Below are 25,596 nucleotides of genomic sequence, written 5' to 3' on the forward strand. Positions count from 1 at the left end.
GCGGTCAGGAGCCGGGGGCGGGTTCCTGGTGGGAGCGCAGCGCGTGGAAGACGGCCTTGGGGTCGTCGGCGAAGAAGCGGATCGTGCGGACCTCGGCGCGGCGGCCGAGCGGGCGTACGGCGGTGATCGGTTCGGTTAGTTCGAGGGTCAGGTTGGTCTGGGAGGCGACGGCCACGGTCAGGCGGTCGTCTTCCACCTTGACCATGTTGTTCTCGTTGAAGTTGCGGGCCTGCCGGATGTCGCTGATCTGCTCGCGTGGGATGCGCAGGTCGAAGAACGCGCCGTAGCGGATGCGCACCTGTTCGGTGGAGACCACGTGGGGGCGGGTGATGCAGGCCGCGATGACCGCGAGCACGATCAAGATGGAGTAGGCGTCGATCACCAGGATCGCGGTGCGCAGGCCGGTCGGGGCACCGAACGCCCGGAGGAGGACTTCCACGGCCACCAGTTCCATGATCATCGCGAACAGGAACAGCAGCATCGTTGCGGTCTGCGCGCTGGCGTAGGGGATCGCCGTGGCCTGTGCGGGGACGCCGTGGCGGCGTCGGGCTGCCCATAGGGCGAGGCTGACCATTCCCTTGGCGTCGAATCCCATGATGCGTCGTACCGGTTCGGGGACCAGGTGATGGTAGGTGGCCCGGAGTGCGGCCCGGCGGTCGGCTCCGCTGTGGTGTTCGGCCCTCAGGGTCACTTCCGCTCCTTCAGCAGTGTGGTCATGAGCCGGAACGTTTCGGCTTGGGCGGCGGGGAGTTCTCGGGTGAGTTCGTCGAGCCAGTGGTGGTTGTCGGGGTCGTCGAGGCTGGTGATCATTACGGTGATCATGTCGTCGGGGAGGTGGTCGGCGAGGTCACGGGCGAGGGCGGGGATGCGGGGGTCGGTGGGGTCGGCGTCGGCGAGTTCGTCCAGCCGGAGGTTGAGGGCGTGGCCTCGGGCGTGCGCTTCGGGGGTGGTGAGGGGGCGGAGCAGGTCGGCGAGGGCGGTTCTGTGGGCGGGGTCGGGTGCGCTGCCGAGCATGGCGAGTAGTGCGCGGTCGGTTTCGGCGAAGGTGGAGCCGGTGGTGGGGAGGGCGTGGAGGATTTCGGTGATGTCGGGCGGTGCGGTGGAGTCGAGGTGGAGGTGGGTGCGGGCGAGGAGGGTGGCGAGCTGGTCGCGTTGGGCGGTGATGGCCTGTTGCCGGCGGGCCAGGTCGGCGTCGAGTTCGAGGAGGACTTCGCGTAGTTCGCTGCCGTGGTCGTCGGCGATGACGTCGCGGATTTCGTCCAGGGCCAGGCCGAGTTCGGTGAGTCGGCGGATGCGGGCGAGGGTCACGGCGTCGCGGAGCTGGTAGTGGCGGTAGCCGTTGGCCAGGCGGTGGGGTTCGGGGAGGAGCCCCTGGTGGTGGTAGTGGCGTACGGTCCGGGTGGTCACCCCGGCCAGTGCCGCGAGTTCGCCGATGCGCATGGCTTCATTGGACACGTTGACGTCGCGTCAGGGTCAAGCCGCGGGTGTCAGGGGAGGCGGGAGAACCAGGCGAGGGAGGCGCTGCCGGCAGCGAGGGCGAGCAGGAGGGCGATGCCGACGAAGCGGTAGGAGACGTCGCGGTGTTCGATGTACCAGCCCAGTGAGGTGCCGATGTTGGCGTAGACCTGGGAGAGCTGATCTTCGTCGGCGGCTTCGTAGGGGCGGCCGTCGGTGCTTTCGGCGAGGGTGCGCAGTGCTTGTTTGTTGACTTCGACGGGGGTGACTTCACCGTCGATTTCGACGGTGCCGTAGGGGGTGCCGAAGGCGATGGTGGAGACGGGGATGTCGGCGGCGCGGGAGGCGTCGATGGCTTCGGTGACGGATCGGCCGGTGGTGTTGTCTCCGTCGGAGAGCAGCACGATGTGGGCGGGTGGAGGGTCTTGGCCGGCTTGGGCGTCGAAGGAGCGGATGGCTTGGAGTGAGGTGAAGACGGCTTCGCCGATGGCGGTGCGTTTGGCGAGGACGAGTTGGTCGATGGCGGCGATGGCGGTGGCGCGGTCGGTGCCGGGGGCGGCGACGACGTTGGCGTTGCCGGCGAATCCGACGACGCCGACGTTGAAGCGGCGGGGCAGGTCCTGGATGAATTTCTTGGCGGCGGCTTTGGCGGCTTCGAAGCGATTGGGGGCGACGTCGGTGGCTTGCATGGACAGGGAGACGTCGATGGCGAGCATGATCGTGGCGCGGTCGCGGGGGGTTTTGACGGCGGTGGCGGGTTGGGCGAAGCCGAGGACGAGGACGGTGAGGGTGGCCAGGAAGAGCGCGGCGGCGACGTGGCGGCGCCAGCCGGGGTGGCGGGGGGCGACCTGGGTGAGGAGGGCGAGGTTGGTGAAGCGGACGGTGTAGTTGCCGCGGCGGCGTTGCAGGAGGAGGTAGGCGGCGGTGGCCAGGGGGATGAGCAGGAGCAGCCAGAGCCGGCCGGGTGACAGGAATGTCATGGGCGTGCTCCTGGTGTGGTGGTGCGGGAGCGGCCGGCGACGCGGCGGCGGCTGAGGGCGAAGCGGGCGATGTCGGTGATCCAGTCGCGGTCGGTGCGCAGGATGAGGTGGTGGGCGCCGGTGCGGTTGAGGGCTGCGCGGGTGCGTTCGCGTTGGGCGGTTGCGGCGGCGGCGTAGCGGGTGCGGAGTTTGCGGGAGAGGTGGATTTCGTGGGTGGCGCCGGTTTCGGGGTCGGTCATTTCGAGGGTGCCGATGTCGGGGAGGTCGAGTTCGCGGGGGTCGATGATTTCGATGGCGAGGACTTGGTGGCGGGCGGTGAGGCGGCGTAGGGGGCGTTCCCAGTCGGGTCGGTCGGTGGGTTCGGTGGTGGGGGTGTCGAGGAAGTCGGAGATGACGACGCGGAGGCCGCGGCGGGTCTGGCCGCGGGCGAGGGAGGTGAGGGCGGTGGCGAGGGGGGTGATGGGTTGTGGGGTGGGTTCGGTGGTGGGGGTGTCGAGGAGGGTTTGCAGGTGGGCGTGCATGGCGGCGCGTCCGGTGCGGGCGGGGCGGCGGCGTACGCCGTGGGGGGTGAGGAGGTAGGTGCCGACGCGGTCGCCGAGTCTGATGGTGAGGTGGCCGACGGCGGCGAGGGCGGCGAGGGCGAGGTCGCGTTTGCGCAGGGTGGTGGTGCCGAAGTCCATGCTGGGGGAGAGGTCGACCAGGGCCCAGGTTTCGAGTTCGTGGTCGGCGATGAGGTCGCGGACGTGGGGGGTGGTGGTGCGGGCGGTGACGGCCCAGTCCATGTGGCGGACGTCGTCTTCGCCGGGTTGGTAGGTGCGGGCTTCGGCGAGTTCGGTGCCGGGTCCGGGCAGGAGGCCGAGGTGTTCGCCGTTGAGGAGGCCGTCGAGGCGGCGGGTGATGGCGAGTTCGAGTCGGCGCAGGCTGTGTTCGGGGACGAGTTGGGTGAGTTGGGGCCCGGCTGGTGTGGGTTTCATGGGGCCCTCACACGGGCGTGGCCTGGCCGTGGTTCCACACGACGCGGGGTGGTGGGACGGCGGTGAGGATTTGGGTGATGACTTCGGTGGGGTCGATGCCGTCGGCGAGGGCGTCGAAGCTGAGGACGAGGCGGTGGGCCATGACGTCGGGGGCGACGGCGCGGACGTCGTCGGGGAGGACGAAGTCGCGGCCGTGGATGAGGGCGAGGGCGCGGGCGGCGGCGACGAGGCCGAGGGTGGCGCGGGGGCTGGCGCCGATGTCGATGACGTTGCGCAGGTCGGGGAGGCGGTATTGGTCGGGTTCGCGGGTGGCCATGACGAGGCGGACGATGTAGTCGGCGACGAGTTCGTGGACGGAGACGTTGGCGGCGGCGTGTTGGAGGGTGGTGAGGCCGTCGGGGTCGAGGATCTGGGTGGCCTCGGGGGGGTCGGTGCTCATGCGTTGGAGGATGCGGAGTTCGTCGTGGGCGCCGGGGTGGCGGACGTCGATTTTCATGAGGAAGCGGTCGCGTTGCGCTTCGGGGAGGGGGTAGACGCCTTCGGATTCGATGGGGTTTTGGGTGGCGATGACGACGAAGGGTCGGGGGAGGGGGAAGGTGCGGCCGGCGAGGGAGACCTGGCGTTCGGCCATGACTTCCAGGAGGGCTGATTGGACTTTGGCGGGGGCGCGGTTGATTTCGTCGGCGAGGATGAAGTTGACGAAGACGGGGCCGAGTTCGACGTCGAATTGTTCGGTGGAGGGGTGGTAGATGCGGGTTCCGACGATGTCGGAGGGGACGAGGTCGGGGGTGAATTGGAGGCGGGCGAAGGTTCCGCCGACGACTTGGGCGAGGGTGCCGACGGCGAGTGATTTGGCGACGCCGGGGACGCCTTCGACGAGGCAGTGACCTTTGGCGAGCAGGGCGACGATCATGCGTTCGACCATGTGTTCTTGGCCGACGATGACTTTTTTGACTTCGGTGAGAGTCTGCTGGAGCAGTTCTGTCGCCTGTTCGGCGTCCTGGGCGGCCACCGTCATGGGGTGCGTCCTCGCTGTCCTTTGGTTCCTCTGGCTTCTGACCCTATGCGATGTGATCTACCCGTTGGCGACGGGCTCGGACGGGTGATCGTGAGGGTGGCTAGGGTGGGGGCATGTCGAGGCCGTTGCCGCCGGGTGATCCGTTGCAGTTGGGACCGTTTCGGTTGTCTGCGCGGTTGGCGGAGACTCCCGCCGGGATCGTGTATCTGGGGGTGGATGAGGCCGGCCGGCGGGTGAGTGTGGCGGTGTTGACGCGGGGGGCGGCGCAGGATGCCGCGGCGCGTGATCGGTTCCGGGCGGCGGTGTCGGGGGCGTTGCCGGGGGTGGAGCGGCCGGTGCCTGGTGGGCCGGCGCCGGTGGTGGCGGCGCAGCCGTTGGGGCCGGCGCCGTGGGTGGCGACGGTGTTCGAGCCGGATCGGGTGGGGGCCGAGCGGTTCTTGGAGGCGGTGTTGCCGCCGGGGATGGGTCGTGAGGTGGTGCGGGGTCCGGGGTTCCAGCCGTATTGGTTGGGCTCGCGGGAGCCTGCGGTGGGGGTGGTGGCGCCGGTTCCGGTGGTGGCACCGGTGGCGCGGCCGGAGCGGGGTCTGGTGGCGGCGGTGGTGACGTTGGTGGCGATGCTGGGGGTGTTGCTGCTGTTGTTGTTGCTGTTGTTCGCGTGTCAGCCGGAGGTGTCGGCGCCGGTTCCGGTGCCAAGTGAGTTCCCCTCGGAGACGTATCAGCCGCCGTCGGCTCCGCCGCCCGCGCCGTCGCCGTCTCCGTTGCCTTCGTCGCCGTCTCCTTCCCCGTCGGGGTCGCCGTCGCCTTCTCCCTCGGGGTCTCCTGGCGGCCCGTCGGGGCCCGATGACGGGCCGCTGTGACATCGGGTCGCGGTCCGGCGGGGTGGGTTCCCGGGATGAGCGGATGGTGGAGAGTCTGGTCGCTTGTGTGGGAGCGGCGTTCCTGATCGCGATGGTGCCGGGCCTGAGCACGGTGATGATCATGCGGGTGTCGGGTGTGGTGCTGGGGGTGCGGTCGGCCGCGCAGGCGCGGTGGCGGCGGTGTCGGTGCGGGGGTGGTGGGAAGGTGCCTGGGCACGTATACACGGGGGGTCCGTCCGGATCTGAGAGGGAGCGCCGTGAACGAGCAGGGCAGGTTCGTCGCCGCGATCGACCAGGGAACCACGTCGAGCCGATGCATGATCTTCGATCGGTCGGGGCGGCCGGTGGCCGACGCTCAGCAGGAGTTCGGGCAGATCTTCCCGCGGCCGGGGTGGGTGGAGCACGATGCGCTGGAGATCTGGCGGAGCGTGCAGGCGGTCGTGGCGCGGGCGCTGGAGTCGGGGGGGTTGGAGCGGTCGGATCTGGTGGCGGTGGGGATCACCAACCAGCGTGAGACGACGGTGTTGTGGGATGCGGCGACCGGGGAGCCGGTGGCCAACGCGATCGTGTGGCAGGACACCCGGACCGACGCGTTGTGCCGGGAGTTGGGTGGGGAGGCCGGGCAGGACCGGTTCCGCGCCAGTTGCGGGCTGCCGCTGGCGACGTACTTTTCGGGGCCGAAGGCGCGGTGGCTGCTGGATGAGATCCCGGGGTTGCGGGAGCGCGCGCGGGCGGGGGAGGTGCTGTTCGGGACGATCGACAGCTGGTTGGTGTGGAATCTGACGGGCGGCCCGGACGGTGGGGTGCACGTCACGGATGTGACGAATGCCAGCCGCACCATGTTGATGGATGTGCGTTCCCTGGAGTGGGACGAGGAGACGCTGGCGGCGATGGGGGTGCCGCGGGCGATGCTGCCGCGGATCGGGTCGTCGGCGGAGGTGTACGGGACGGCGCGGGGGGTGTTGGAGGGCGTTCCGGTGGCGGCGGCGCTGGGTGATCAGCAGGCGGCGCTGTTCGGGCAGTGCTGTTTCGCGGTGGGGGACGCCAAGAACACCTACGGGACGGGAAGTTTCCTGCTGCTCAACACCGGGGCGGAGCCGGTGGCGTCCGAGCACGGGTTGTTGACGACGGTGGGGTACCGCATCGGTGACGCTCCGGCGATGTACGCGCTGGAGGGGTCGATTGCGGTGACGGGGTCGCTGGTGCAGTGGTTGCGCGACAACCTGGGGTTGATCGAGTCGGCCGGTGAGGTGGAGGTGCTGGCGGCGTCGGTGGACGATAACGGCGGGTGTTACTTCGTGCCGGCGTTTTCGGGGTTGTTCGCCCCGTACTGGCGCAGCGACGCACGCGGGGTGATCGTGGGGTTGACCCGGTATGTGCACCGGGGGCATCTGGCGCGGGCGGTGCTGGAGGCGACGTGCTGGCAGACACGGGAGATCGTGGATGCGATGAACGCCGATTCGGGGGTGGCGCTGTCGGAGCTGAAGGTGGACGGCGGGATGGTCGCCAACGAGTTGCTGATGCAGATCCAGGCGGACGTGCTGGGGGTGCAGGTGGTGCGGCCGCAGGTGGCGGAGACGACGGCGCTGGGCGCGGCGTACGCGGCGGGTCTGGCGGTGGGGTACTGGTCGGGGACCGAGGATCTGCGGGAGCACTGGTTGGAGGGCGGCCGGTGGTCGCCGGGGATGGACGCGGACGTGCGGGAGCGGGAGTACGCGCAGTGGCGGCAGGCGGTGGAGCGCACGTTCGACTGGGTGCGGTGATGGGTGTTCCCTGAGCCCCTTCCCTGACCTTTGCCTGACTTTCGTTTTGCCTGACTTTCGTTGGTGTTGGCGCTGTTGGCCGGCCTTGTACCGTCGTCGGGGTGAAGGTGATCGGAGGGGTCCGGTGGGCGGGGTACGGCCGCCGGGCCGCGGTGCTCGACGCGTTGCTGTGGGCGGCACTGGCACTGCCGGTGCTGGCGGGCCTGCCGGGTGGTGCGGCCGCGGTGGCTCAGCTGGCGGGGCTGGTGGCGGTGGGGGTGGCGATCGCCGCCGCCCGGGACCGGCCGCTGCCGTTCCTGCTGCTGACGGCGGCGTTGACGGCGGTGAGTGGGAACTTCGCGTTCGGGATCCCGATCGCCGCGTACCTGACCGGCCGCCGCACCGACGACACCCGCCCGGTGCTGTGGGGGTTCATCGCGTTGTGCGCCGGTGGGGCGGTGCTCAACACCGCCCGCGGCACCGATGTCACCACCTGGTTTCCCGTCACGGTGTACCTGGTGCTGCTGGGGGTGCTGCCGTGGCTGGTGGGCCGGTACTGGCGGCAGTACCAGCAGCTGGCGCAGGCGGGGTGGGAGCGGGCCGAGCGGTTGGAGCGCGAGCAGCGGATCGTGGCCGAGCGGGAGCGGCTGCGGGAGCGGTCCCGCATCGCCCAGGACATGCATGATTCGCTGGGGCACGAGCTGAGCCTGATCGCTTTGCGGGCGGGGGCGTTGGAGGTCTCTTCGGAGCTGGCGGGGCGGCATCGGGCGGCGGCGGGGGAGGTGCGGGCGGCGGCCACCGCGGCCACCGAACGCCTCCAGCAGATCATCGGGGTGCTGCGGGAGGACACCGCCGGTGCCCCGTTGGAGCCGGCAGGGGAGAGCGTGTCCGCCCTGATCGACCGGGCCCGCGCGTGGGGGATGCTGGTGGAGTCGTACTGCGCCGGTGCCGGCGACGGGGTTCCGCCGGTGGTGGAGCGGGCGGTGTACCGGATTGTGCAGGAGGCGTTGACCAACGCCACCAAACACGCTCCCGGCACCCTCGTCACCGTGCAGATCACCCATGGCCCGGGCGAGACGGTCGTCGCGGTCGCGAACCCGCTGCCCGCTTCCCGCCCGTCCCCTGCCGGAGGAACGGCGGGCGGGCCGGGTGGGGAGCCGGCGGGCGGGCCTGACGGCGGGCCTGGTGGCGGGCACGGTCTGGCCGGGTTGCGGGAACGTGCCCGGCTCACCGGCGGTGCCTTGACCGCCGGGCCCGAGCCCGGTGGGGGTTTCGTCGTCCGGGCCCGCCTGCCGCACACCCCGCGGCCCGCTCCGGCCGGCACCGAAACCGAGTCCGCGGTGCGGCTGGCGCGTGCCCGCCGCCGGGTGCGCCGTGATCTGATCACCGCGATCGTCGCGCCGGCCGTGTTGCTGGTGGTGCTCGGCGCCGTCATGGTCGGCTACTACATCCAGGCCACGCTCACCTCGGTGCTGAGCCCGGCCGACTACGCCCGGCTGACGGTGGGGCAGGCCCAGCCGGAGGCCGAGCGGCTGCTGCCGGCCCGCCAGCTGTGGGGTGGGCCGGCCACCTACGACACCCCCGTCCCGACCGGCGCGGCCTGCCGCTACTACCGTTCCGACGCCAACCTGCTGGGGGTGGGGGCCGTCCACCGGGTTTGCTTCGCCGGCGGGCGGCTCGTCGCCAAGGACACGCTGTGGCCGCGTTCGGCCACGTCCGGAGAGGACTGACCGGTGATCCGGATTCTGCTCGCCGACGACGAGACCATGATCCGCGCGGGGGTCCGTGCGATCCTTGCCGCCGATCCGGACCTGGAGGTCGTCGCCGAGGCCGGCGACGGCCGGCAGGCCATCGAACTGGCTCTGGCGCACCGGCCCGACGTCGCCCTGGTCGACATCCGCATGCCCCGCCTGGACGGGTTGGCCGCCACCGCCGAGATCCGCAGGGTCGCCCCCGACACCGCCGTGATCGTCCTTACCACCTTCTCCGAGGACGAGTACATCGCCGGGGCGTTGGCCGGTGGCGCGTCCGGGTTCCTGCTCAAGGCCGGTGATCCCCGGGAGTTGCTGGCCGGGGTGCACGCGGTCGCCGCCGGAGCCGCCTACCTGTCCCCGCGCGTCGCGCACCGGGTGATCTCCCAGCTCAGCGGTGACCGGTTGGCCCGCGCCGCGGTGGCGCGGGACCGGGCCGCCGCGCTGTCCCCGCGTGAGCGGCAGGTGCTGGCGCTGGTGGGGGAGGGCCTGTCCAACGCGGAGATCGCGTCCCGGCTGCATGTGGTGGAGGGCACCGTGAAGGCCTATGTCAGCGCCATCCTCACCCGGTTGCAGGTCCGTAACCGGGTCCAGGCCGCGATCGTCGCCCACGAGGCGGGCCTCACCGGCACCTCGTGACGACCGCAAGCGGGGTGGCGGGAGGGGTTCCCTCCCGCCACCCCGCTTACTGTTTCGGCAGGGTCAGGCGTCGCGGCGGTTGAGGACCGCCAGCCCGGCCGCCCACACCACCGCCGCCCACACCAGAAGGATCACCAGCCCGGCCACCGGCGGGTAGGGGTCCTCCAGGCCCCGCATGAAGACAGCGCCGGCGGTACCCGGCAGGTACTCCGACACCGTCTCCAGCGGCCCCACCCGGGTGGCCCGCAGGATCGCCGGCACCACGGTCAACCCCGAGAACAGCAGGGTCAAGGTGCCCGCCGCGCTGCGCAGCGCCACCGCCACCCCCATGGTGATCACCGCCACCAGCGCCAGGTACACCCCGACCGCGGCCACGTCCCCGGCCAGCTCACCGGGACGAACCCGCGCCCACGTCCCGGCCAGCGGCCACGCCGCCGCAGCGGCCCCCAGCGCCGCCACCACCCCGGCGACGAAGATCACCCCGGCGAGCACCAGGGTCCTGGCCGCCAGCAACCGCCACCGCCGCGGCGTCCACAGCAGGGACGTCCGCATCATCCCCGAGGAGTACTCGGCGGTCACCACCAGCATCGCCAGCGCCACGAACGCGAACTGCCCCACCTCGACCGCCTGGGCCGCCAGCACCCCCGCGCCCACCACACCGGTCCGGTCAGCCGGGTCGGCGGCCGGGTCGGTGTTGACGTCGGCGGCGTAGATCCCGAACTGGGCGCCGGCCGCCGCCATCAGCACGGCTCCGGCCAGCAGGCACCACCACGTCGACCGCACCGACCACAGCTTCGTCCACTCCGCAGCCGCCGCCCCGCGCAGCCCACCGCCCCGCACCGCGACGGACCCGGTGACGGCGGTCATGACTTCCTCCCGGAGGTGTACTCGACCGAACCGGCCGTCAGTTCCATGTACGCCTGCTCCAGTGACGCCCGCTGCGGTGTCAGCTCATGCACCGCCACCCCCGCGGCCAGCGCCGCGTCACCCACCTGCTGGGCGGTGACCCCTGACAGCACCAGCGCGCCGGGCGGTTCGCCCACCACCCGCGCCCCTTGGGGGAGGGTTGCCAGCATCCGCGGCAGGTCCCGCCCCCGGACCAGGACCCGCTCCTGCGGGCCGCCGAGCACCTCCTCGATCGGCGCGTCGGCCAGCAACCGGCCCCGCCCGATCACCACCAGCCGGTCCGCGGTCAGCTGCATCTCGCTCATCAGATGGCTGGAGACGAACACCGTGCGGCCCTCGGCGGCCAGCGACCGCATCAGCTCACGCACCCACCGCACCCCCTCGGGGTCCAGCCCGTTCACCGGCTCGTCGAACATCAGCACCCCCGGGTCACCCAGCAGCGCCCCGGCGATACCCAGCCGCTGCCCCATCCCCAGCGAGAACGCCCCCGCCCGGCGGCCGGCCACCTCCGCCAGCCCCACCGCCGCCAGGACCTCCTCCACCCGGGACGCCGCGATCCCGTTGCTGCGCGCCATCGCCAGCAGATGCCGGCGAGCCGACCGGCCCGGGTGCACCGCGTTCGCGTCCAGCAACGCCCCCACCTCCCGCAGCGGATGCCGCAGCGACCCGTACGGGCGCCCGCCCACCAGCGCGGTGCCCGCCGTGGGCCGGTCCAGCCCCACCACCATCCGCATCGTCGTTGACTTGCCCGCCCCGTTGGGGCCCAGGAAACCCGTCACCAGACCGGGCTCCACCCGCAGTGACAGATCCGCCACCGCCACCGTCGTCCCGTACCGTTTCGTCAACCCCCGCAGGGCGATCATCAGGTTGCTCCCTTCGCAGTGGCCTTGACCGTAGGAGCCGTAACGGAACCGGCGCGGTGCGCGAACGGCACCCGCACACCCCGACTTTCGTCAACCCCACCCACCCCGGGTGCGGGCAGGCAGGGGAGGGGTTACGCGGATGTGGACCGGACGAAGTCGAGCAGGGCCCTGGAAAACACCTCGGGCTCTTCCAGGTGCCCCAGGTGCCCGCTGTCCTCCAGCACGACCAGCCGGGACCGGGGGATCAGGGTGTGGAGTTCCCGCGCCCAGCGCGGCCCGCAGGGCACGTCGTAGCGGCCGACCACGACCAGGGTGGGGACGGTGAGCGCCGGGAGAGCGTCCCGGTCGTCGATGATGTCGGGCGCCAGGTCCTCGTCGACGGACGAGATGTAGGTGCAGGTCATCGTCTCGCGCAGGTCACGGAACTCCTCCTCGCGCTGCCAGTAACGCGCGAAGAAGGCCGGCAGGAGGTCACGCAGCGCCGCGGTGATCTCCTCGTCGCCGGTGACGGTCCCGGAGGCCTGGAGCCCGGCGAGCACCCTGGGAAGGTCCGGCCGGGCCTCGTTGCGGCGGGCGAACTCCGCGACCCTGGCGGCGGACTCGGCCACGTGCTCCGGACCCGTCACCGGGGCGCTCCCGTAGAGGACGAGACCGCTGAGCCGGTCCGGGTGGTGCAACGCGAAGTGCTGGGCCACGAAACCACCATGCGAGTGCCCGAGGAGGAACACCCGGGGCAGGGACAGCCGGTCGAGCAGGCCCACCAGGCTGCGCGTGTAACGCTGGCGGGTGTACCCGTTGGGGTGCGCCGGCAGGCGCTGCGAACCGCCGGTGCCCAGCGGCTCGACGTACACCATGGTCAGGAACTCCTCGGCGGCCGGCACGCGCAGGGACGTCCAGGTCACGCCCGGGCCGCCGGGCACGGCCAGGCAGACCGGGCCCGAGCCGTGCACGTGGTACCGCTGGTTCAGGCCGTCCACCACGACGTCGTGGGATCCGGGGGACAGCAGGTCGGTCGATTCGTTCTGCATCGGTTTCTCCGTAGGGGGGTGGTGCTGCGAACACCGACAAGACGCGACCGATCCGGAGAAGTTCGATCCGGGAGGAGTGACTCACGGCACAACGCCGCCCGGGCCGCGGGCGCCCCCGCGGCCCCCGGGCTCAACCGGCGGGGGCGTGGAACAGCCGCAGCTGGTGCATCCGGCCGTCCCGCAGCGACATCAGCCAGGCGACGGCCGGCGGGCAGTGCCCTGGCTTCTCCGGCGGGTTCACCAGATCCATCTCCCAGATGGTCGCGTCCCGGCCGGTGACCGCGGCCACGAAGCGTTGCCGCACACCCGCCTCCAGGTCACCGGCCATGCCCCGGATCAGGAAGTCCCGGCCCCCCACCCGCCGCCGTCCGCGGTAGTAGGCGACATCCGGTGTCCACCGCTCGGCCGTCAGCTCCGCGAACCGCCCCTGCTCGGCCGCGGCCAGTGTCTCCACCGCCTCCCGGGCGCTGGCCCGGCACCGCGCGACGGCATCGTCGTGCGCCGAGGCGGCGGTCGCGGCCATCGCCTCGGCCAGCTTGGCCCTGGCCTGGCCGAGCCTGCTGCGCACCGTGCCCACCGGCACTCCGTACAGGGCGGCGATCTGGTGGTAGGAGGGGGTGCGTGGGCTGAAGTGCCGCAGCATCACCGTCACACGCAGGGTGGGGGACAGCTCGTCGATCGCCCGCCAGAGCCAGTCGCGCATCGCGTGCTGCTCGATGACCCCCTCGGGGCCCGCCCCCGCCGCGACCGCTCCCGGATCCGGGACCGGCGTCGTGATGGCCGCCGCGCGCAGCCGGGAGCGGCAGACATTACGCACGACCATGCGCAGCCACGCGCCGACGGACTCCGGCTGCCGCACCTCACCCATCCGCCGCAGCGCGATCAGCGACGCGTCCTGCACGGCGTCCTCCACGTCAGGTCCGTTGCCGAGCACGCTCAGCGCCACCGCGTGCATACCGGCCCGGTGTCGCTCGAGCAGCGCGCCCACCGCGGCCACCTCACCGTTGCGCGCGGCACGCAGCAACTCCACATCGGACTCTTCAGACGGAACACCCATCACTCGGCACAGAGTACGCAAAGCAGATTGTGACCTGCGCGAACACCAAGCCGACCGAGGAGCTACGGATTCACGCCAGCACGAACAAAGACCACCCAGCAGGCGACCGGAACTCACCGCCGTTCCCGCCGCCGGCGCACCCACCGCACCGCCTCGGCCAACCCCGCCACCGACACCGCCAGCCCCAACCCCAGCAGCAACCCCCGCAACGGGTCCTCCTTGAACGCCGCACCACCCACATAACCGACCAGCGCCGAATACCCGCCCCAGCTCACCGCCGCGACCGCCGCGAAGAACGCGAACCGCCCCGCCGGATACCCCGTCGCCCCCATCGTCAACGTGACCGCCGTCCGCCCACCCGGCACATACCGCGCCACCACCAGCACCACCCCGCCCCGCTCCGCCAGCACCGACCCCGCCCGGTCGAACGCCGAACGCCGCCGCGACCCCACCGGCAACCCACGCTCCCACCGGCCACCCGACCGCCGCCCCACCCAGCACGACACGTGATCACCCACGAACGCCCCCGCCGCCGCGACCACCACCACCACCGGCAAAGACGGCTCACCCGAGGCCGCGTACACCCCCGCGGTCACCACCAGACTCTCGCTCGGCACCACCGGGAAGAACCCGTCCACCAACGCCACCGTGAACAACACCGCGTAGAACCACGGCGACGTCACCGCACCGCCCACCACCCGCATGACCTCATCAAGCATGCCGACGACACTAGGAAGCCACCGGGAACACCCCCATCACCCGAACGGCACCCGCCACCCCCGACCTTCGTCAACCCCGCGCCAGGCCCCTCAGCCCTCGGCCGAAGGCTCAGAACGCGCCGCACGCCCCCTGGCCAGCAACGGATGCACCCGCATCGCCGCCTCCAACTCACCGGGCAGCTCATCGCGGTACCGGCCCAGCGTCGACAGATCCGAATGGCCCAGCACCCGCCGCACCGCATCCATGTCCGTCGCCGCCGCCAGCAGATGCGTCGCCGTGGTGTGCCGCAGCCCGTGCGGCGTCACCACCCGCCGATGATCGGGATCAGCCCGCGCCCGCACCCGATCCAGCACCCCCTGCACATCCCCGCGCGCCAGCCGCCGCCCCCGCCACGACAGCAACAACGCCCGCTCCTCCACCCCCCGCTCCAGCAACGCCCGCCCCTCCCGCCGGTAGGCGTCCAGCACCGCCGCGACCTCACCGGGCAACGGCACATCCCGCGTCCGCCCGCCCTTCCCGCGGATCCGCCAGTACCGCACCCCCGCGTTCACGAAGAAGTCATCCAGATCGGCCCGGGTCAACTCCGACACCCGCGGCCCCACCGACACCAACAGCAACACGATCAACGCATCACGCAACTCAGTGCGCTGATCCGAACGCCCCTCCACCCGCTCACCGGCCAACCGCCGCGCCGCCCCCACCATCCCGGCCGCCTGCTCCTGCGTCAGCGCCCTCCGCCGCTCCGGCAACCCACCCCGCGCCCGGGGCACCACCGTCGCCGCATCCATCGGATTGCGCTGCACCCACCCCGCCACCGCCGCGTACCGGAAGAACGCCGACACCGAACGGCGGAACCGGGCCTGCGACGACGGGCTCTGCACCGGAACACCGCCCGCACCCGGCGGGGGAGCCGACCGGCGACGCCCATCCGGCTTACGCGCGAACGCCAGCAACACCGCATCGACATCCTCACCGGTCAGATCGTCCAACACCCCCGCATGACCGGTCAGATCCGCGAACGTCGCCACATCCCGCGTGTAGATCTCGGCCGTACCGGGGGAGAGGGCACCAGTGGCGGCCTTGGCCCGCACCATCTCCGCATACCGGTCAGCGGCCTCCACCACGGTGATATCGGGAACCTGTGCGGGACGCATGCCCGCCAGGCTAACGCCGCCCACCGACACACCACCCCCGAACCACCTCGACCCCACAGGTAAAGTGGCCGGTGCAGACAACCGGACCGACCCGGGAGGTGAGAACGATCGCCACACCAGGCCGAACGCCCTCACCGCACGACCGGGCGGTCGCACCGTAGCCGACCGCGGAGGGCGCACCCCACACCCCGAAAGGCCCTCCATGCCGGATCCGGCATTCCCCACCCTCACCGCCACCGCCGCCGCCCTACGCGCCGCCGGATGCGTCTTCGCCGAAGACGAAGCCCGCCTCCTCATCTCCGCGGCACGCACCCCCGCCCACCTGACCACCCTGGTGGACCGGCGCGCCGCCGGCCTGCCCCTGGAACACGTCCTCGGCTGGGCGGAGTTCCGCGGCCTGCGGATCACCGTGGACCCCGGCGTTTTCGTCCCCCGCCGGCGCACCGAATTCCTCATCGCCCACGCCACCACCCTCACCCGACCCGGCAGCGTCGTCGTCGACCTGTGCTGCGGGTCGGGCGCGCTGGGCGCCGCCCTGGCCGCCGCCGTACCCGGAATCGACCTGCACGCCACCGACATCGACCCCGCCGCCGTGCGCTGCGCCCGGCGGAACCTTCCCGGCCACCCGGTGTACCAGGGCGACCTCTACCACCCGTTGCCCGCCACCCTCCGCGGCCGCATCGACACCCTGCTCGCCAACGTCCCCTACGTCCCCACCGGCCAGCTCAAACTGCTGCCACCCGAAGCCCGCGACCACGAGGCACGCGTCGCCCTCGACGGCGGAGCCGACGGCCTCGACGTCCTGCGGAAGGTGACCGCCGAAGCCGCCGGCTGGCTGGCCCCCGGCGGCCACCTGCTGTTCGAGACCAGCCACACCCAGGCGCCACACGCCACCCGAGCCGCCGCCCACCACGGGCTGACCCCCCAACTGGCCCGATCGGCCGAACTGGACGCCACCGTCGTCATCGCCACCAGACCCGCCTGAGGAACCACAGGTACAGGTCGCACCGCCTGCCCAGCGACGACCGGCAACGCATCGCCTGTGCATATACCGGGCGGCCGGCAGGACCCTGGCGGCGGTTTCCCCTGCCGTCGGGGTCCTGCCGGCCGGGGGAGAGGCCACAAGAAGCGTCCACTCCAGAACATCCGGCAAGCGGCGACACCACCGTGACGGCGGCCGGCTCGCCGGCCGCCGTCACCGGGCAGCGCGCCGCCGACCGGCTTCACGCACGGGCCAAGGCAGCCGGCAGTGGCACCGTCCCGAACCCAGAAAATACGCTATACCGGACAGAATCCCCCTTCTGTCTGGTATAGCGTCGATGCGGTTTCGTCACGAGTTTCCGGGTCGTCAGACTCGGGCGATGCGACGAGTGCAGGTGGGGCGACCGGCTCGGGTGGTATCGGTGATGGTGCTCGCGATCGGGAGAAGGCTCGCCATCACGAACGCCTCGGGCCGCGGCGGCGGGTTGGCGCGAACGCCACCCGGCTGCCATCTGAAGATCATCGCTGGAGGGCCGGCCGCTGACGCCACGTGCGCCCGGCCAGGCGGCACTGCGTCAAGCGCAAGGTGCCGACCGGGCGCGGCATCCACCTCGGGCGCGTCGTCATCGCATCCAGGCGCCGACAGGCGCCGAACACACCTTGCTGGGCGGGTTCTCCCCTGACTCAAGATTGGTCGATAATGTACATTATGTTAAGTAAGTGTCCTTGGCTGGTAATCGTGTCGGCTATCGAGCGCACACCTCCTGCCCCGGAGGGCACCGGCCTTCTCGCCCCGAGCAAGACGGCCGCTGATCACATCAGCGGCTCAGAGGACACGCCGGCGGATCGCTTCGTCGAACTGTTTGCCGCGGTCGGCGTAGTCGCGGTACTCCCCGACAGCGGCGCAGGCCGGGGACAACAGAACCGTGTCACCCGGCCGAGCCACCGCGGCAGCGCGGGCCACCAGATCAGCCATCGGGCCGGGCGCGTGTTCATAGCCGTGCACGCCCGCGGCGTCGAGGGCTGCGGCGATGTGGGGGGCCTCCTCGCCGATGAGCAGCACGGCTCGGACCTGCCGCTCCCGCAGACCGGCTGCGAGGTCCTCGAAGGAGACGCCCTTGCTCGAACCACCCAGGATGAGGACCTTCGGTCCGTCGTAGGCGTCCGTGGCGGCCAGGGTGCTCTGCGGTGTGGTGGACAATGAGTCGTCCACCCACCGCACGCCGCCCGCGATGGCCACGGTCTGCAGTCGGTGCGGCAGCCCTTCCATCGCCCGTACCCCGGTGCGCACAGCGTCGAGGTCACCATGTACGAGGTCGTAGGTGACGGCGACGGCTGCGGCGATGTTGAACAGGTTGTGCCGCCCGGGCAGGGTCACATCGCGGGCGTCCACTACCTGCTCTCCCCCGAGGTAGATCCCGTTGGGGCGGATGTCCATGCCCTCCGGGCGCCCGAGTGGGACTCGCCGCTGAGCCCGGCTGAGGGCGGCGATCCGGGCAGCGGGGGGACTGTCGGCGGCGTATACCACGATGTCCTGCCGTGACTGGAAGGCGGCGATCGCCGCCTTCGCCTGTTCGTACTCGGTGAGGTCGTGATGCCAGTTCAGGTGGTCCGGTGTGATCGGCAGGACCACCGCCACCTGTGGGGAGAGCGTCAAGTCCATCAGTTGGAAGCTGGACAGCTCCAGCACGACCACGTCCTCGGCCTTGATCCTGCTGAGCAGGGACAGCGGCGGGGTACCGATGTTGCCGGCCACGAACGCCGTGCGGCCTGCGGCACGCAGGATTGCGGTGGCGGCGGTGGCCGTGGTGCCCTTGCCATTGGTCCCTGTCACACCGATCACCCGCGCCGGGCACCGCTTCATGAACTCGCCGATCACGCTGGTGACGGGGATCCCGGTGGGCAGGGAATCGGGACGCACGCTGGGGCTGCGAACGATCAGCTCGGCGCTCTCTACGCCGGCCAGGTACTCATCGGCGACCTCGACTCCCCCGTAGGGTTCGACCGTACCGCTGCGCTCATGGATCACCACTGCGTGCCCTTGTGCCCGCCAGTACTCGACGGCGGCTTGGCCTTCCACCCCGTGACCGATCACGGCTACCCGTAGGCGGTGTTCCTTCACGCGCCTCAGCCGCCGATCCTTGTGTGGAACGGCTTGACCCACCCGGAATTGGTCTCGATCTTCACATGTTCGATATCGCGAATGGCGTCCTCGTAGGGGCCGGTCAGCATGCCCACCCAGGCGCGGTCCGATGTGCCGATGGCTGGAACCAGTCCCCCTGGCTCCGCGAACTGCGTATGAGTGCACACCGAGTCGCTCGGCGGAACGGTGCCCAGCACGGTTCCGCCGGACTCCAGCCCGTACCAGAACGCCATGGTCTGGGTCAGCGGCCCACTGCTGTCGTAGGAGGGTGCGCGTATTGATCTGCCGAGTGGCAGTAGGACGACATGTTCCATGATCTCGACAGGGTCGACATGGTAGGCAAGCGCGATCTGCTCGACGATCGTTCCGCCGCCGATCCGTCCGATGTTCGCGTCGATCAGGTAGGACTCGTCGCCTGCCACGAGGTACTCGCAGTGGAAGTAACCGTTTCGGAGGTCGGAGCGGTGTACCAGCGTGGTCACGCTATCGCGACACCGTTGTCGGGCTGCGGGTGAAAGCGATACGTCCGCGGGGAAAGCGTTACCGACCTCGGTCAATCCCACCCGCATCCGTTGCGAGAATCCAAGGAAAGTGATGGCACCCTGCTCAACGAAACCCTCCAGGCTGAACAGGTCTCCGTTGATGCGTTCCTGGTGGATCCACTCCTGGGTATCCGCGTCGGGCAGTTCTGATGTGTCTATCGCTGCGCGCACCTCGTCGATCGATACGTCAGCGGACGGAAAGTAGGCTTGTCCGAGCGCGCCGGCGCTCAGTGAAGGTTTCAATACCGACCCGGAGGGTGACGCGGCAATCGCGGTGAGGTCGGCGTCGGCGATCGAGCGGCGGTGGATGATCGATCCGCGTGGGCAGTACTCGGGAATCGTCCGGTTGACGACGGCCTTTTGTGAGAGTAATGAGATTGCCCGGTCCGGGCCGGAAATGTGGTGTGTATCCGCCGCTTGCTCCACCAGCGGGAACTTTTCATCCCATAGGGACGTCACCGCGACGACGCCGGCCAGGATCTCTGGACGCTCCGCGAGTAGACTCGTTACGCTACCCGGGTCTTCGATGTCGGTCTGATGGGATGCGCACGTTCGAAGTGCGGTGCGGGATTCGCCGGAGAACTGTTGGATATTACCGAGAACAACGGCTTCGTAGCCTGCACGTCGGAGCGCCGCTGGTGCGTACTTCATGGTCACGCAGCCGATACCGATGAGTAGGATCTTTTCTGTCATCTCATCCCCGTACCAGTGGCTATTGGGGTTTGTTGTAGATCACTGCGACGCCTTCGCGGGGAATGACGACGCATTCCCGGCAGGACTCGTCGGGCGTATCCCATCCGCACGGGAAAATGGCCTGGAGTAGTTTGGCGCTCGTCGGTCCGGAGTACGTTTCGTTCCAGGGAAGCCAGCCGGCCAGTTCCTGCCGACCGGTGCTCATTTCCGGCGCGTCGATCGGGTTGCTCGAACGGTACGCATCGGTCAGGTGGTCGTGCAGGAGTTCCCACGACAGCGAGTCGATCGCGTAGTGGTCTGCGTAGTACTGGGCGGCGAGTTGCCGTGCCTGGCTGCCGGTTGCGGACAGGAAGATCTGTGGATCAAGGATTCGGAAGGTTCCGCGTAGCTCCAGCCCTGCCGCCTCCGCCGCGGCCTCGATCTCGTCCACGGTCGGATGCGGGTACTTGTGCGGGTGGTCGGACAACCGATCGACGACGAGTGACGATATCCGCTCGGTGGTGGTGCCGATGGTTCCGTCGTAGAAGACTGCGGTTCCTCCCGGCTTCAGGATCCGGTACGCCTCCCGCGCGGCGGAGGCTCTCGCGTCCGGGCTCAGGTGGTGAAAGCCATAGGCGTACAGAAGATGGTGAACCGAGGAGTTCCGAATGATGCGGGGATCTGCCAGATCCAGGGGAACGGCGCGAAGTCCTCGCCGCAGGGCTCGTTCCACCTGGTCGATCTCGATATCAGCGGTGATGATGGCATCTGCAAAACTGCACAGCCCATACTGTTGGGCGGCGAGAGCGACCTGGCCCGATCCGCCGAGCATGTCGAACACGTCCGCGCCAGGGGCGGGGCTGACGGCGCCGAGCAGGCCCCTGATCCCGATGTTTTTGCAGTAGGGGATCGAACTGACCGACGAGGCGTAATCGCCGCCCGTCGCTGTGTCGGAGAAGTGTCCACCGCCCAGTGTCGTGAGGTACGAGTCGACGGCTTCCTGATCTTCGATCACGTACTTCTTCACTGAAGCTGGGATGCTGTTATATCGCATTATCTGCCGCTTCCTTCAACGCGACCATGCCCAGGTAGGCGTCGAGGCATTTCTCGTAGACCGCATCTACCCTCGCCGGGAGCGTGGTGGCGCTATGGTCGATCGCGTCCCTCGGCCGGAACCCGGTGCTTGCGGCCACATCATGATGCCACCTCGCCCACGGGCCCCATTCCTTCCTCATTCCCCGTTCCCAGCTGAGGGCATCGGGTAGGTAAGGTATGCCGACCCTGTCGCAATATGAGTGCACGATGTTCTCGGGCGCGTCACGCAGTTCGTCACCGTTGATTATCAGTGGCGGATTTCCGGTGACTGCCTGCACTTCTCGGGCCAGCCGGTACTGCGCCTCGAACCCTGTTTCATCGGCTGTGAAGTCCGGCAGCAGCCGGTGCAGCGACAACAATGCTCGGAGCGGATGGCGGATGATGAACGTATGCACGAACGGGAGTCGCGCTACCTCGGCCGTCCGCGGCGCGACATGATACGCCATGTCCCGAACGAAAACCGCGCTCGTATCCGCCGCGTCGGTGATCTTGGAAAGAATCGACGACCATTGGGCTTCCGGGGGGCTGCCGGCCGGTAGATAACGATAGCTCGCCCGTTCGTCGCTGTAGTAGTAATACGCTGAAAAGGGCTCGGCGAAGACCGTGAAGTCGCCGCGTTCTGAGATCATGCGTTCAACCGCTGTCGATATCGAACGGGGAACCGCCCATAACGCGACGGAGGGATTAACCGACCCCTTCCTCCTCCTCATGGCAGGTACTGTAACTCGGTAAGCTTACGATCAGCAACCGGTACATCGCTCTACGTTACGGCATGGTCATCGCGTCTCGGACCCGCACGTTTGTTGACCGGGCTCGGCGAAGAGGCACGATCACGCCTCCCCCGCGGTAGGGCATGCGTGGGGTGTCCGCTCTGACGAATGTCGGATGGTCGCCGGTGGCTAGGTGGTGCGGAGGGCGGTGTGGGCGGCCGTGAGGCGTTCGGTCTCGGTGCGGGCTGCGGTGTCGCCGGAGATTGCGTCGGCCCATTGGAGCAGGCGGTGCAGGTGGGGGTCGGTGGTGGCCGTGGTGGTGGGGTGGTGGCCGACGACGACCTCTCCCCCGGTTCCGTCGATGGTGATGAGCGTGCCTTCGGGGAGGGTGCGTCCGCCGGCGTGTACGGCGGTGGCGTTGATGGTGAGGTCGGTGGCCGCGACGACGGCGGGTTTGCCCATTGTTCGGGCGATGACGGCGGCGTGGCTGGTGGGTCCGCCGCGGGCGGTGAGGACTCCCGTGGCGGCGGCCAGGCCGTGCATGTCGAGTGGGGAGGTCTGGGGGCGTACCAGGATGACCGGTCCGTCGGCGGCCATGCGGGCCGCGGCGTCGGCGGTGGTCGCCACTTTGCCGGTGGCGACGCCGGGGCAGGCGCCCAGTCCTCGGGCGAACAGGTCGGTGGTGGCGGTCGGCGCCAGTCGGGGTGTGCGGGCGTGGCGGAGGTGGTGGGGGGTGATGCGGAGCAGTGCCTGGTTGCGGTCGATGGTGTTGTCGTCGGCCAGGTCGACCGCGACGCGGATGGCGGCGCGTCCGGTGAGGCGGGCGGGTCGTGCCTGCAGGAGCCACAGCCGGCCCGATTCGTAGGTGAACTCCACGTAGCACGCGTCGCGGTAGTGCCGTTCGATGCGGTCCATGGCGTGGTGGAGGTCGGCCCACACCGTGGGCTCCCGTCGGGCCAGTTCGGTCAGGGGGTGGGTCGTGGATCGTCCGGAGACGACGTCTTCGCCTTGGCCGCCGGGTAGGAGGTCGCCGTAGGGGGCGTTCTCTCCGGTGTTGGGGTCACGGCTGAAGGCGACACCGGTGCCGCTGTGGGCGTCGCGGTTTCCGAACACCATGGCCTGGACGGTGACGGCGGTGCCGAGGTCGTGTGGGATGTCGTGCAGTTCGCGGTAGGTCGTGGCGCGTGGGGTGTCCCATGAGGAGAACACGGCTGCGATGGCCGTCTTCAGCTGCTGTGTCGCGTCGTCGGGGACGGGTTCGCCGGTTCGTTCGCGGACGAGGTTCTCGAGGTGGTGGATCGCTTGGGTGAGGCGGGTCCGGTCGGTGTCGTGTGCGGGTGCGGGGTGGGCGGGGTGCGGGCCGAGGACGGCTGAGGCGAAGCTGGACAGGAAGCGCAGGCGTGAGTCGAGCGCGAACCTGGGGTCTCCTGTTTCGGTCGCGAGTCCCGCGGTGGTCTCGGTGGTGAGCCCGAGGTTGAGGATCGTGTTCATCATGCCGGGCATCGGTGCGGGGCTACCGGAGCGGACCGCCACCGTCAGTGGCCGTTCGGGGTCGCCGAGGCGTCGCCGTGTGGTCGTTTCGAGGTCGGTGAGGGCGGCCGCCAGTTCGGCGTCGAGGGTGGTGGGGAGGTGCCCGTCGCGGAGGAAGGCCCGGCACGTTTCGGTGCTGATGATGAATCCCGGGGGTACGGGCAGGCCGAGGCGTTGCAGGGTGGTGAGGCCGTGTCCTTTGCCGCCGAGGGTGCTCGCGGTGTGTGTGTTGTCTGCCGTGAGCGGGTGGATCCAGGTCATCGGTATAGCATGACGGCGTGCCGGACTCGTCGCGTTCGACCAGCGCTGACTTGTTGGTGTTGCATGCTCTTCGGTGCGTCGGGTTCGTCGAGCTGGCTCGTGTGGCGGAGGCGGTGGGGCTGCCCGAGGCCGATGTTGAGTCGGAGTTGATTGATCTGGCGGTGGCCGGTCTTGTCACCCGGGTTCCGGGTGCCTTCGGTGGGTGGGGTGTGACCGATGCCGGCCGGGTGGCGGATGCCGAGCGGATCTCCGTCGAGTTGGATGCGGCCGGTGCTCGGGCTGCGGTGGCCAGGGCGTTCGAGGGTTTTCTGGTGCTCAACCCGGAGTTGCTCGATCTTTGTACGGCCTGGCAGATGCGGTCCGTTGACGGTGTGGTGACGTCGAACGACCATTCTGATCCCGCTTATGACGCTCGGGTTCTGGGGCGGCTCGCGGATCTGGACCGGCGTGCCGATGTGGTGTGTGCGGACCTGTCGGCGGTGTTGTCGCGGTTCCGGCGGTATCGGGTGCGGCTGACCGATGCGCTGACGCGGGTCAGGTCCGGTGAGCTGGAGTATGTGGTGGATCATCTTTCGTCGTACCACACCGTTTGGTTCCAGTTGCATGAGGATCTGCTCGTCACTTTGGGTATTCCGCGCCACTGAGTCTTCCTGGTGTCTTCCTGTCGCCTGTGCGGGTGGCGGGAGGTGAAGAGCGTGTCTGGTCTGGCTGTGGTCGGCTGGTGGTGGGAAGATGCGGCGGTATGTCGATCATGCAAGGGGATGAACCGGTTTCGCGGTTGGTTTCGGGGTTTCGCTCGATCTCCTTGCTCCGCCGGGGCGATGGTGCGGTCATTTATCACGCGCGGCAGGAGGAGTCCGGCGCCGAGGTCGTGTTGAAGGTGTTGCGTCGGGACGGGGTGCCGGCCGATCTGCCGTGGCCGCCGGTGCACCCGCGCATCGCGGAGGTCCTCGCCGCGGGGGTGACCACGACGGGTCGCCCGTACGTGGCGATGGAGTACTGCCCTTGGGGGTCGTACGCGGAGATCCTGGCCGAGCGTGGTCCCCTGCCGGTGGCCGAGGCGGTCGAGGTCGCTTTGGCGGTCGCGGAGGCGCTGGCGGTGGCGCATCGGGCGGGGTTGTCGCACGGCGGGGTCACCCCGGGCAATGTGCTGGGGGCCGAGCGGGGCCCGGTGCTGGTGGGTTTCCCGGTTTCCCGGGCGTTGCCGGGGCCGGGGACGGTGGATGAGCATGCCGCGCCGGAGACGGTGCGGGATGGTGCCTGGTCGCCCGCTTCGGATGTGTACGGGTTGGCGTCGACGATGTGGACGTTGCTGGCCGGGCATTCCCCGTTCGCCGATCCGGGCAGGATCACGCAGGATCCTTTCGCGTACCGGGACCGGTTGCTGACCGAGGTCGCGCCGCCGGTGCCCCGTGGTGACGTGCCCGACGGGGTGCGGCAGGTGCTGGCCCGGGGGCTGGCCAAGAATCCCGCTGACCGGTACGCCCGCGCCGAGGACTTCACCGCAGCCCTGGCCGAGGCGGTCCCCTCGGAGCCGGGGGCCGATCAGGGCGAAGACGCCGGTGCGGGTCTTTTGGGCTGGACGTTCTTTGACGGCGGGCCCGATGACGCCCTCGGCTTCGATGACGATCCCGAGCCCGGCTCCCCCGCCGCGGGGCCGGCTCCTGGGGCTGCGGCTGGTTCGTCGGGGGACGATCTGGTGCCGTTCGTTCCCGAACCGGGGCCCGTCCTGCCGCCGGCCGTTCTCGATCTGGAAGGGGGGTGGCTGCGGAGCTTCGATCAGCCTCTCCCCTCCCCTGCGCCGGCCGCGGAGGCCGATCCTGGCGAGGCCGTCGAAGAAGTCTCAGGCAGGGCCACTGACGCGGGCACCGATGGGGCCGCTGAGGGTGCGGGGCTCGCCGCGGAGCCGGAGCCGCCGGCGGTTGAGCAGGTGGTGGCGGGGCGGGAGGAGATCGGCGCCTGGCACACGGCCGAGGTCGGCCCGGGCGTGTCGGGCGGTCAGGAGCCGCAGGAGGTCGCGTGGCAGCCTTGGGAGCTTCCGCCTGGTCCGGCGCGCCCGCCGGAGCCGCTGCCGCGGCGGCCGCAGTCGCGGTCGCGGTTGGTCGCGGCTGCCGCGGGAGGGGTCGTGTTGGGCCTGGTCGTGGTGGGGGTGCTCGCCTGGTCTGGTGGGTCCGGTGGGCAGGAGCCGGCCGCCGCCCCTTCACCGGCCAGTTCGCCGGGGGCGGCGCGCACGGACCCGCGGCGGGCTCCGGAGGGGATCCGGGTGGTGGACGGCCAGGTCGTCGCCACGCTGTCGTGGCGGGACCGTACCGGAGGGAAGGCACCGCACTATGTGGTGGGCGGGCCGGCCGGGCGGACACCGACGACTCTGGCGGAGGCGCCGGCCGGGACGGCGCGGGCGGAGGTGGCGGGGCTCAACCCGGCTGTGAATTACTGCTTCACCGTCGTGGCGGTGCTGTCGGTCGATCAGGTGGCCGCGGCCGAGCCCGTCTGCACCCGGCGTGGGACGGGGTGAGGG

Annotated in this window: 23 protein-coding genes; 7 read left to right on the plus strand and 16 right to left on the minus strand. The window is 70.2% G+C overall.

What is annotated here, in order from left to right; translation table 11 throughout:
* Window positions 1-4 precede the first annotated feature (4 nt).
* The 5 genes from DPM19_RS17210 to DPM19_RS17230 are packed head-to-tail and all read right to left on the minus strand — an operon-like array spanning window position 5 to window position 4,427.
* Window positions 5-691 carry a hypothetical protein gene (locus DPM19_RS17210; RefSeq protein ID WP_199485137.1) on the minus strand — a complete coding sequence of 229 codons (687 nt, stop codon included), beginning with the start codon at window positions 689-691 and terminating at the stop codon, window positions 5-7.
* Window positions 688-1,440: a MerR family transcriptional regulator gene (locus tag DPM19_RS17215; protein WP_111868905.1), complete on the minus strand. Its 753-nt coding sequence runs from the start codon at window positions 1,438-1,440 to the stop codon at window positions 688-690. Before DPM19_RS17215 ends, DPM19_RS17210 begins: the two co-directional genes overlap by 4 nt.
* A 47-nt stretch (window positions 1,441-1,487) precedes the next feature.
* Entirely contained in the window at window positions 1,488-2,435 is a 948-nt protein-coding gene (locus DPM19_RS17220; protein WP_111868908.1) for a VWA domain-containing protein, read from the minus strand.
* Window positions 2,432-3,409 (minus strand): DUF58 domain-containing protein, encoded by a 978-nt coding sequence (locus DPM19_RS17225; RefSeq protein WP_111868911.1) that lies wholly within the window; start codon window positions 3,407-3,409, stop codon window positions 2,432-2,434. The genes DPM19_RS17220 and DPM19_RS17225 overlap by 4 nt, the downstream gene beginning before the upstream one ends.
* Window positions 3,410-3,416: 7 nt before the next feature.
* Entirely contained in the window at window positions 3,417-4,427 is a 1,011-nt protein-coding gene (locus tag DPM19_RS17230) for an AAA family ATPase (RefSeq protein WP_111868914.1), read from the minus strand.
* A 113-nt stretch (window positions 4,428-4,540) separates the two neighbouring features.
* Between DPM19_RS17230 and DPM19_RS17235 the strand changes: the two genes are divergently transcribed.
* From DPM19_RS17235 to DPM19_RS17250, 4 genes are all read left to right on the plus strand, one after another.
* Window positions 4,541-5,284, plus strand: a complete 744-nt coding sequence (locus DPM19_RS17235; protein WP_111868916.1) for a hypothetical protein — start codon at window positions 4,541-4,543, stop codon at window positions 5,282-5,284.
* A gap of 257 nt (window positions 5,285-5,541) precedes the next feature.
* Entirely contained in the window at window positions 5,542-7,047 is a 1,506-nt protein-coding gene (gene glpK, locus DPM19_RS17240; RefSeq protein ID WP_111868919.1) for a glycerol kinase GlpK, read from the plus strand.
* 101 nt (window positions 7,048-7,148) lie between these two features.
* Window positions 7,149-8,756: a sensor histidine kinase gene (locus DPM19_RS17245; RefSeq protein WP_111868921.1), complete on the plus strand. Its 1,608-nt coding sequence runs from the start codon at window positions 7,149-7,151 to the stop codon at window positions 8,754-8,756.
* 3 nt (window positions 8,757-8,759) lie between these two features.
* Complete coding sequence (locus tag DPM19_RS17250) at window positions 8,760-9,416, plus strand: response regulator transcription factor (protein ID WP_111868933.1); 657 nt, start codon at window positions 8,760-8,762, stop codon at window positions 9,414-9,416.
* Window positions 9,417-9,479: 63 nt separating this feature from the next.
* Here the strand turns inward: DPM19_RS17250 and DPM19_RS17255 are convergent, their stop codons facing one another.
* The 6 genes from DPM19_RS17255 to DPM19_RS17280 form a co-directional block, all read right to left on the minus strand.
* Window positions 9,480-10,283, minus strand: coding sequence for an ABC transporter permease (locus DPM19_RS17255; protein ID WP_111868936.1), 804 nt, complete (start codon window positions 10,281-10,283; stop codon window positions 9,480-9,482).
* A complete protein-coding gene (locus tag DPM19_RS17260; protein ID WP_111868939.1) occupies window positions 10,280-11,185 on the minus strand; it encodes an ABC transporter ATP-binding protein in 906 nt (301 codons plus the stop codon). Before DPM19_RS17260 ends, DPM19_RS17255 begins: the two co-directional genes overlap by 4 nt.
* 131 nt (window positions 11,186-11,316) lie before the next feature.
* Window positions 11,317-12,213 carry an alpha/beta fold hydrolase gene (locus tag DPM19_RS17265; RefSeq protein WP_111868941.1) on the minus strand — a complete coding sequence of 299 codons (897 nt, stop codon included), beginning with the start codon at window positions 12,211-12,213 and terminating at the stop codon, window positions 11,317-11,319.
* 130 nt (window positions 12,214-12,343) lie between these two features.
* Window positions 12,344-13,243 carry an RNA polymerase sigma factor gene (locus DPM19_RS17270; protein WP_199485138.1) on the minus strand — a complete coding sequence of 300 codons (900 nt, stop codon included), beginning with the start codon at window positions 13,241-13,243 and terminating at the stop codon, window positions 12,344-12,346.
* A gap of 140 nt (window positions 13,244-13,383) precedes the next feature.
* Window positions 13,384-13,989, minus strand: a complete 606-nt coding sequence (locus DPM19_RS17275) for a DedA family protein (protein ID WP_233510228.1) — start codon at window positions 13,987-13,989, stop codon at window positions 13,384-13,386.
* A 90-nt stretch (window positions 13,990-14,079) separates the two neighbouring features.
* Window positions 14,080-15,144: a tyrosine-type recombinase/integrase gene (locus DPM19_RS17280; protein WP_111869091.1), complete on the minus strand. Its 1,065-nt coding sequence runs from the start codon at window positions 15,142-15,144 to the stop codon at window positions 14,080-14,082.
* A gap of 202 nt (window positions 15,145-15,346) precedes the next feature.
* Between DPM19_RS17280 and DPM19_RS17285 the strand changes: the two genes are divergently transcribed.
* Complete coding sequence (locus DPM19_RS17285) at window positions 15,347-16,129, plus strand: putative protein N(5)-glutamine methyltransferase (protein ID WP_111868944.1); 783 nt, start codon at window positions 15,347-15,349, stop codon at window positions 16,127-16,129.
* A gap of 822 nt (window positions 16,130-16,951) precedes the next feature.
* Here the strand turns inward: DPM19_RS17285 and murD are convergent.
* From murD to DPM19_RS17305, 5 genes are all read right to left on the minus strand, one after another.
* Window positions 16,952-18,289: a UDP-N-acetylmuramoyl-L-alanine--D-glutamate ligase gene (gene murD / locus DPM19_RS17290; protein ID WP_158566806.1), complete on the minus strand. Its 1,338-nt coding sequence runs from the start codon at window positions 18,287-18,289 to the stop codon at window positions 16,952-16,954.
* Entirely contained in the window at window positions 18,253-19,503 is a 1,251-nt protein-coding gene (locus DPM19_RS35290; protein ID WP_158566807.1) for a hypothetical protein, read from the minus strand. The genes murD and DPM19_RS35290 overlap by 37 nt, the downstream gene beginning before the upstream one ends.
* 19 nt (window positions 19,504-19,522) lie before the next feature.
* On the minus strand, window positions 19,523-20,509 hold the full coding sequence (locus tag DPM19_RS17295) for a class I SAM-dependent methyltransferase (RefSeq protein WP_158566808.1): 987 nt from the start codon (window positions 20,507-20,509) through the stop codon (window positions 19,523-19,525).
* 16 nt (window positions 20,510-20,525) lie between these two features.
* Complete coding sequence (locus DPM19_RS17300; protein WP_146778896.1) at window positions 20,526-21,287, minus strand: sulfotransferase-like domain-containing protein; 762 nt, start codon at window positions 21,285-21,287, stop codon at window positions 20,526-20,528.
* A gap of 189 nt (window positions 21,288-21,476) precedes the next feature.
* Window positions 21,477-23,078, minus strand: a complete 1,602-nt coding sequence (locus DPM19_RS17305; RefSeq protein WP_111868948.1) for a pyruvate, phosphate dikinase — start codon at window positions 23,076-23,078, stop codon at window positions 21,477-21,479.
* A 17-nt stretch (window positions 23,079-23,095) separates the two neighbouring features.
* Between DPM19_RS17305 and DPM19_RS17310 the strand changes: the two genes are divergently transcribed.
* Window positions 23,096-23,722: a transcriptional regulator gene (locus DPM19_RS17310; RefSeq protein WP_111868949.1), complete on the plus strand. Its 627-nt coding sequence runs from the start codon at window positions 23,096-23,098 to the stop codon at window positions 23,720-23,722.
* 32 nt (window positions 23,723-23,754) lie between these two features.
* On the plus strand, window positions 23,755-25,593 hold the full coding sequence (locus tag DPM19_RS36785; RefSeq protein ID WP_146778897.1) for a serine/threonine protein kinase: 1,839 nt from the start codon (window positions 23,755-23,757) through the stop codon (window positions 25,591-25,593).
* Window positions 25,594-25,596: the final 3 nt, after the last annotated feature.

Source organism: Actinomadura craniellae, assembly GCF_003289645.1.
GTDB classification, from domain to species: Bacteria; Actinomycetota; Actinomycetes; order Streptosporangiales; family Streptosporangiaceae; genus Actinomadura_D; species Actinomadura_D craniellae.

Coding starts and splice junctions, on each gene's coding strand:
- DPM19_RS17215 (WP_111868905.1), bottom strand. CDS start 1,440: ATGCGCATCGGCGAACTCGCGGCACTGGCCGGGGTGACCACCCGGACC.
- DPM19_RS17220 (WP_111868908.1), bottom strand. CDS start 2,435: ATGACATTCCTGTCACCCGGCCGGCTCTGGCTGCTCCTGCTCATCCCC.
- DPM19_RS17225 (WP_111868911.1), bottom strand. CDS start 3,409: ATGAAACCCACACCAGCCGGGCCCCAACTCACCCAACTCGTCCCCGAA.
- DPM19_RS17230 (WP_111868914.1), bottom strand. CDS start 4,427: ATGACGGTGGCCGCCCAGGACGCCGAACAGGCGACAGAACTGCTCCAG.
- DPM19_RS17235 (WP_111868916.1), top strand. CDS start 4,541: ATGTCGAGGCCGTTGCCGCCGGGTGATCCGTTGCAGTTGGGACCGTTT.
- DPM19_RS17255 (WP_111868936.1), bottom strand. CDS start 10,283: ATGACCGCCGTCACCGGGTCCGTCGCGGTGCGGGGCGGTGGGCTGCGC.
- DPM19_RS17260 (WP_111868939.1), bottom strand. CDS start 11,185: ATGATCGCCCTGCGGGGGTTGACGAAACGGTACGGGACGACGGTGGCG.
- DPM19_RS17265 (WP_111868941.1), bottom strand. CDS start 12,213: ATGCAGAACGAATCGACCGACCTGCTGTCCCCCGGATCCCACGACGTC.
- DPM19_RS17275 (WP_233510228.1), bottom strand. CDS start 13,989: ATGCTTGATGAGGTCATGCGGGTGGTGGGCGGTGCGGTGACGTCGCCG.
- DPM19_RS17280 (WP_111869091.1), bottom strand. CDS start 15,144: ATGCGTCCCGCACAGGTTCCCGATATCACCGTGGTGGAGGCCGCTGAC.
- DPM19_RS17285 (WP_111868944.1), top strand. CDS start 15,347: ATGCCGGATCCGGCATTCCCCACCCTCACCGCCACCGCCGCCGCCCTA.
- DPM19_RS35290 (WP_158566807.1), bottom strand. CDS start 19,503: ATGACAGAAAAGATCCTACTCATCGGTATCGGCTGCGTGACCATGAAG.
- DPM19_RS17300 (WP_146778896.1), bottom strand. CDS start 21,287: ATGAGGAGGAGGAAGGGGTCGGTTAATCCCTCCGTCGCGTTATGGGCG.
- DPM19_RS17305 (WP_111868948.1), bottom strand. CDS start 23,078: ATGACCTGGATCCACCCGCTCACGGCAGACAACACACACACCGCGAGC.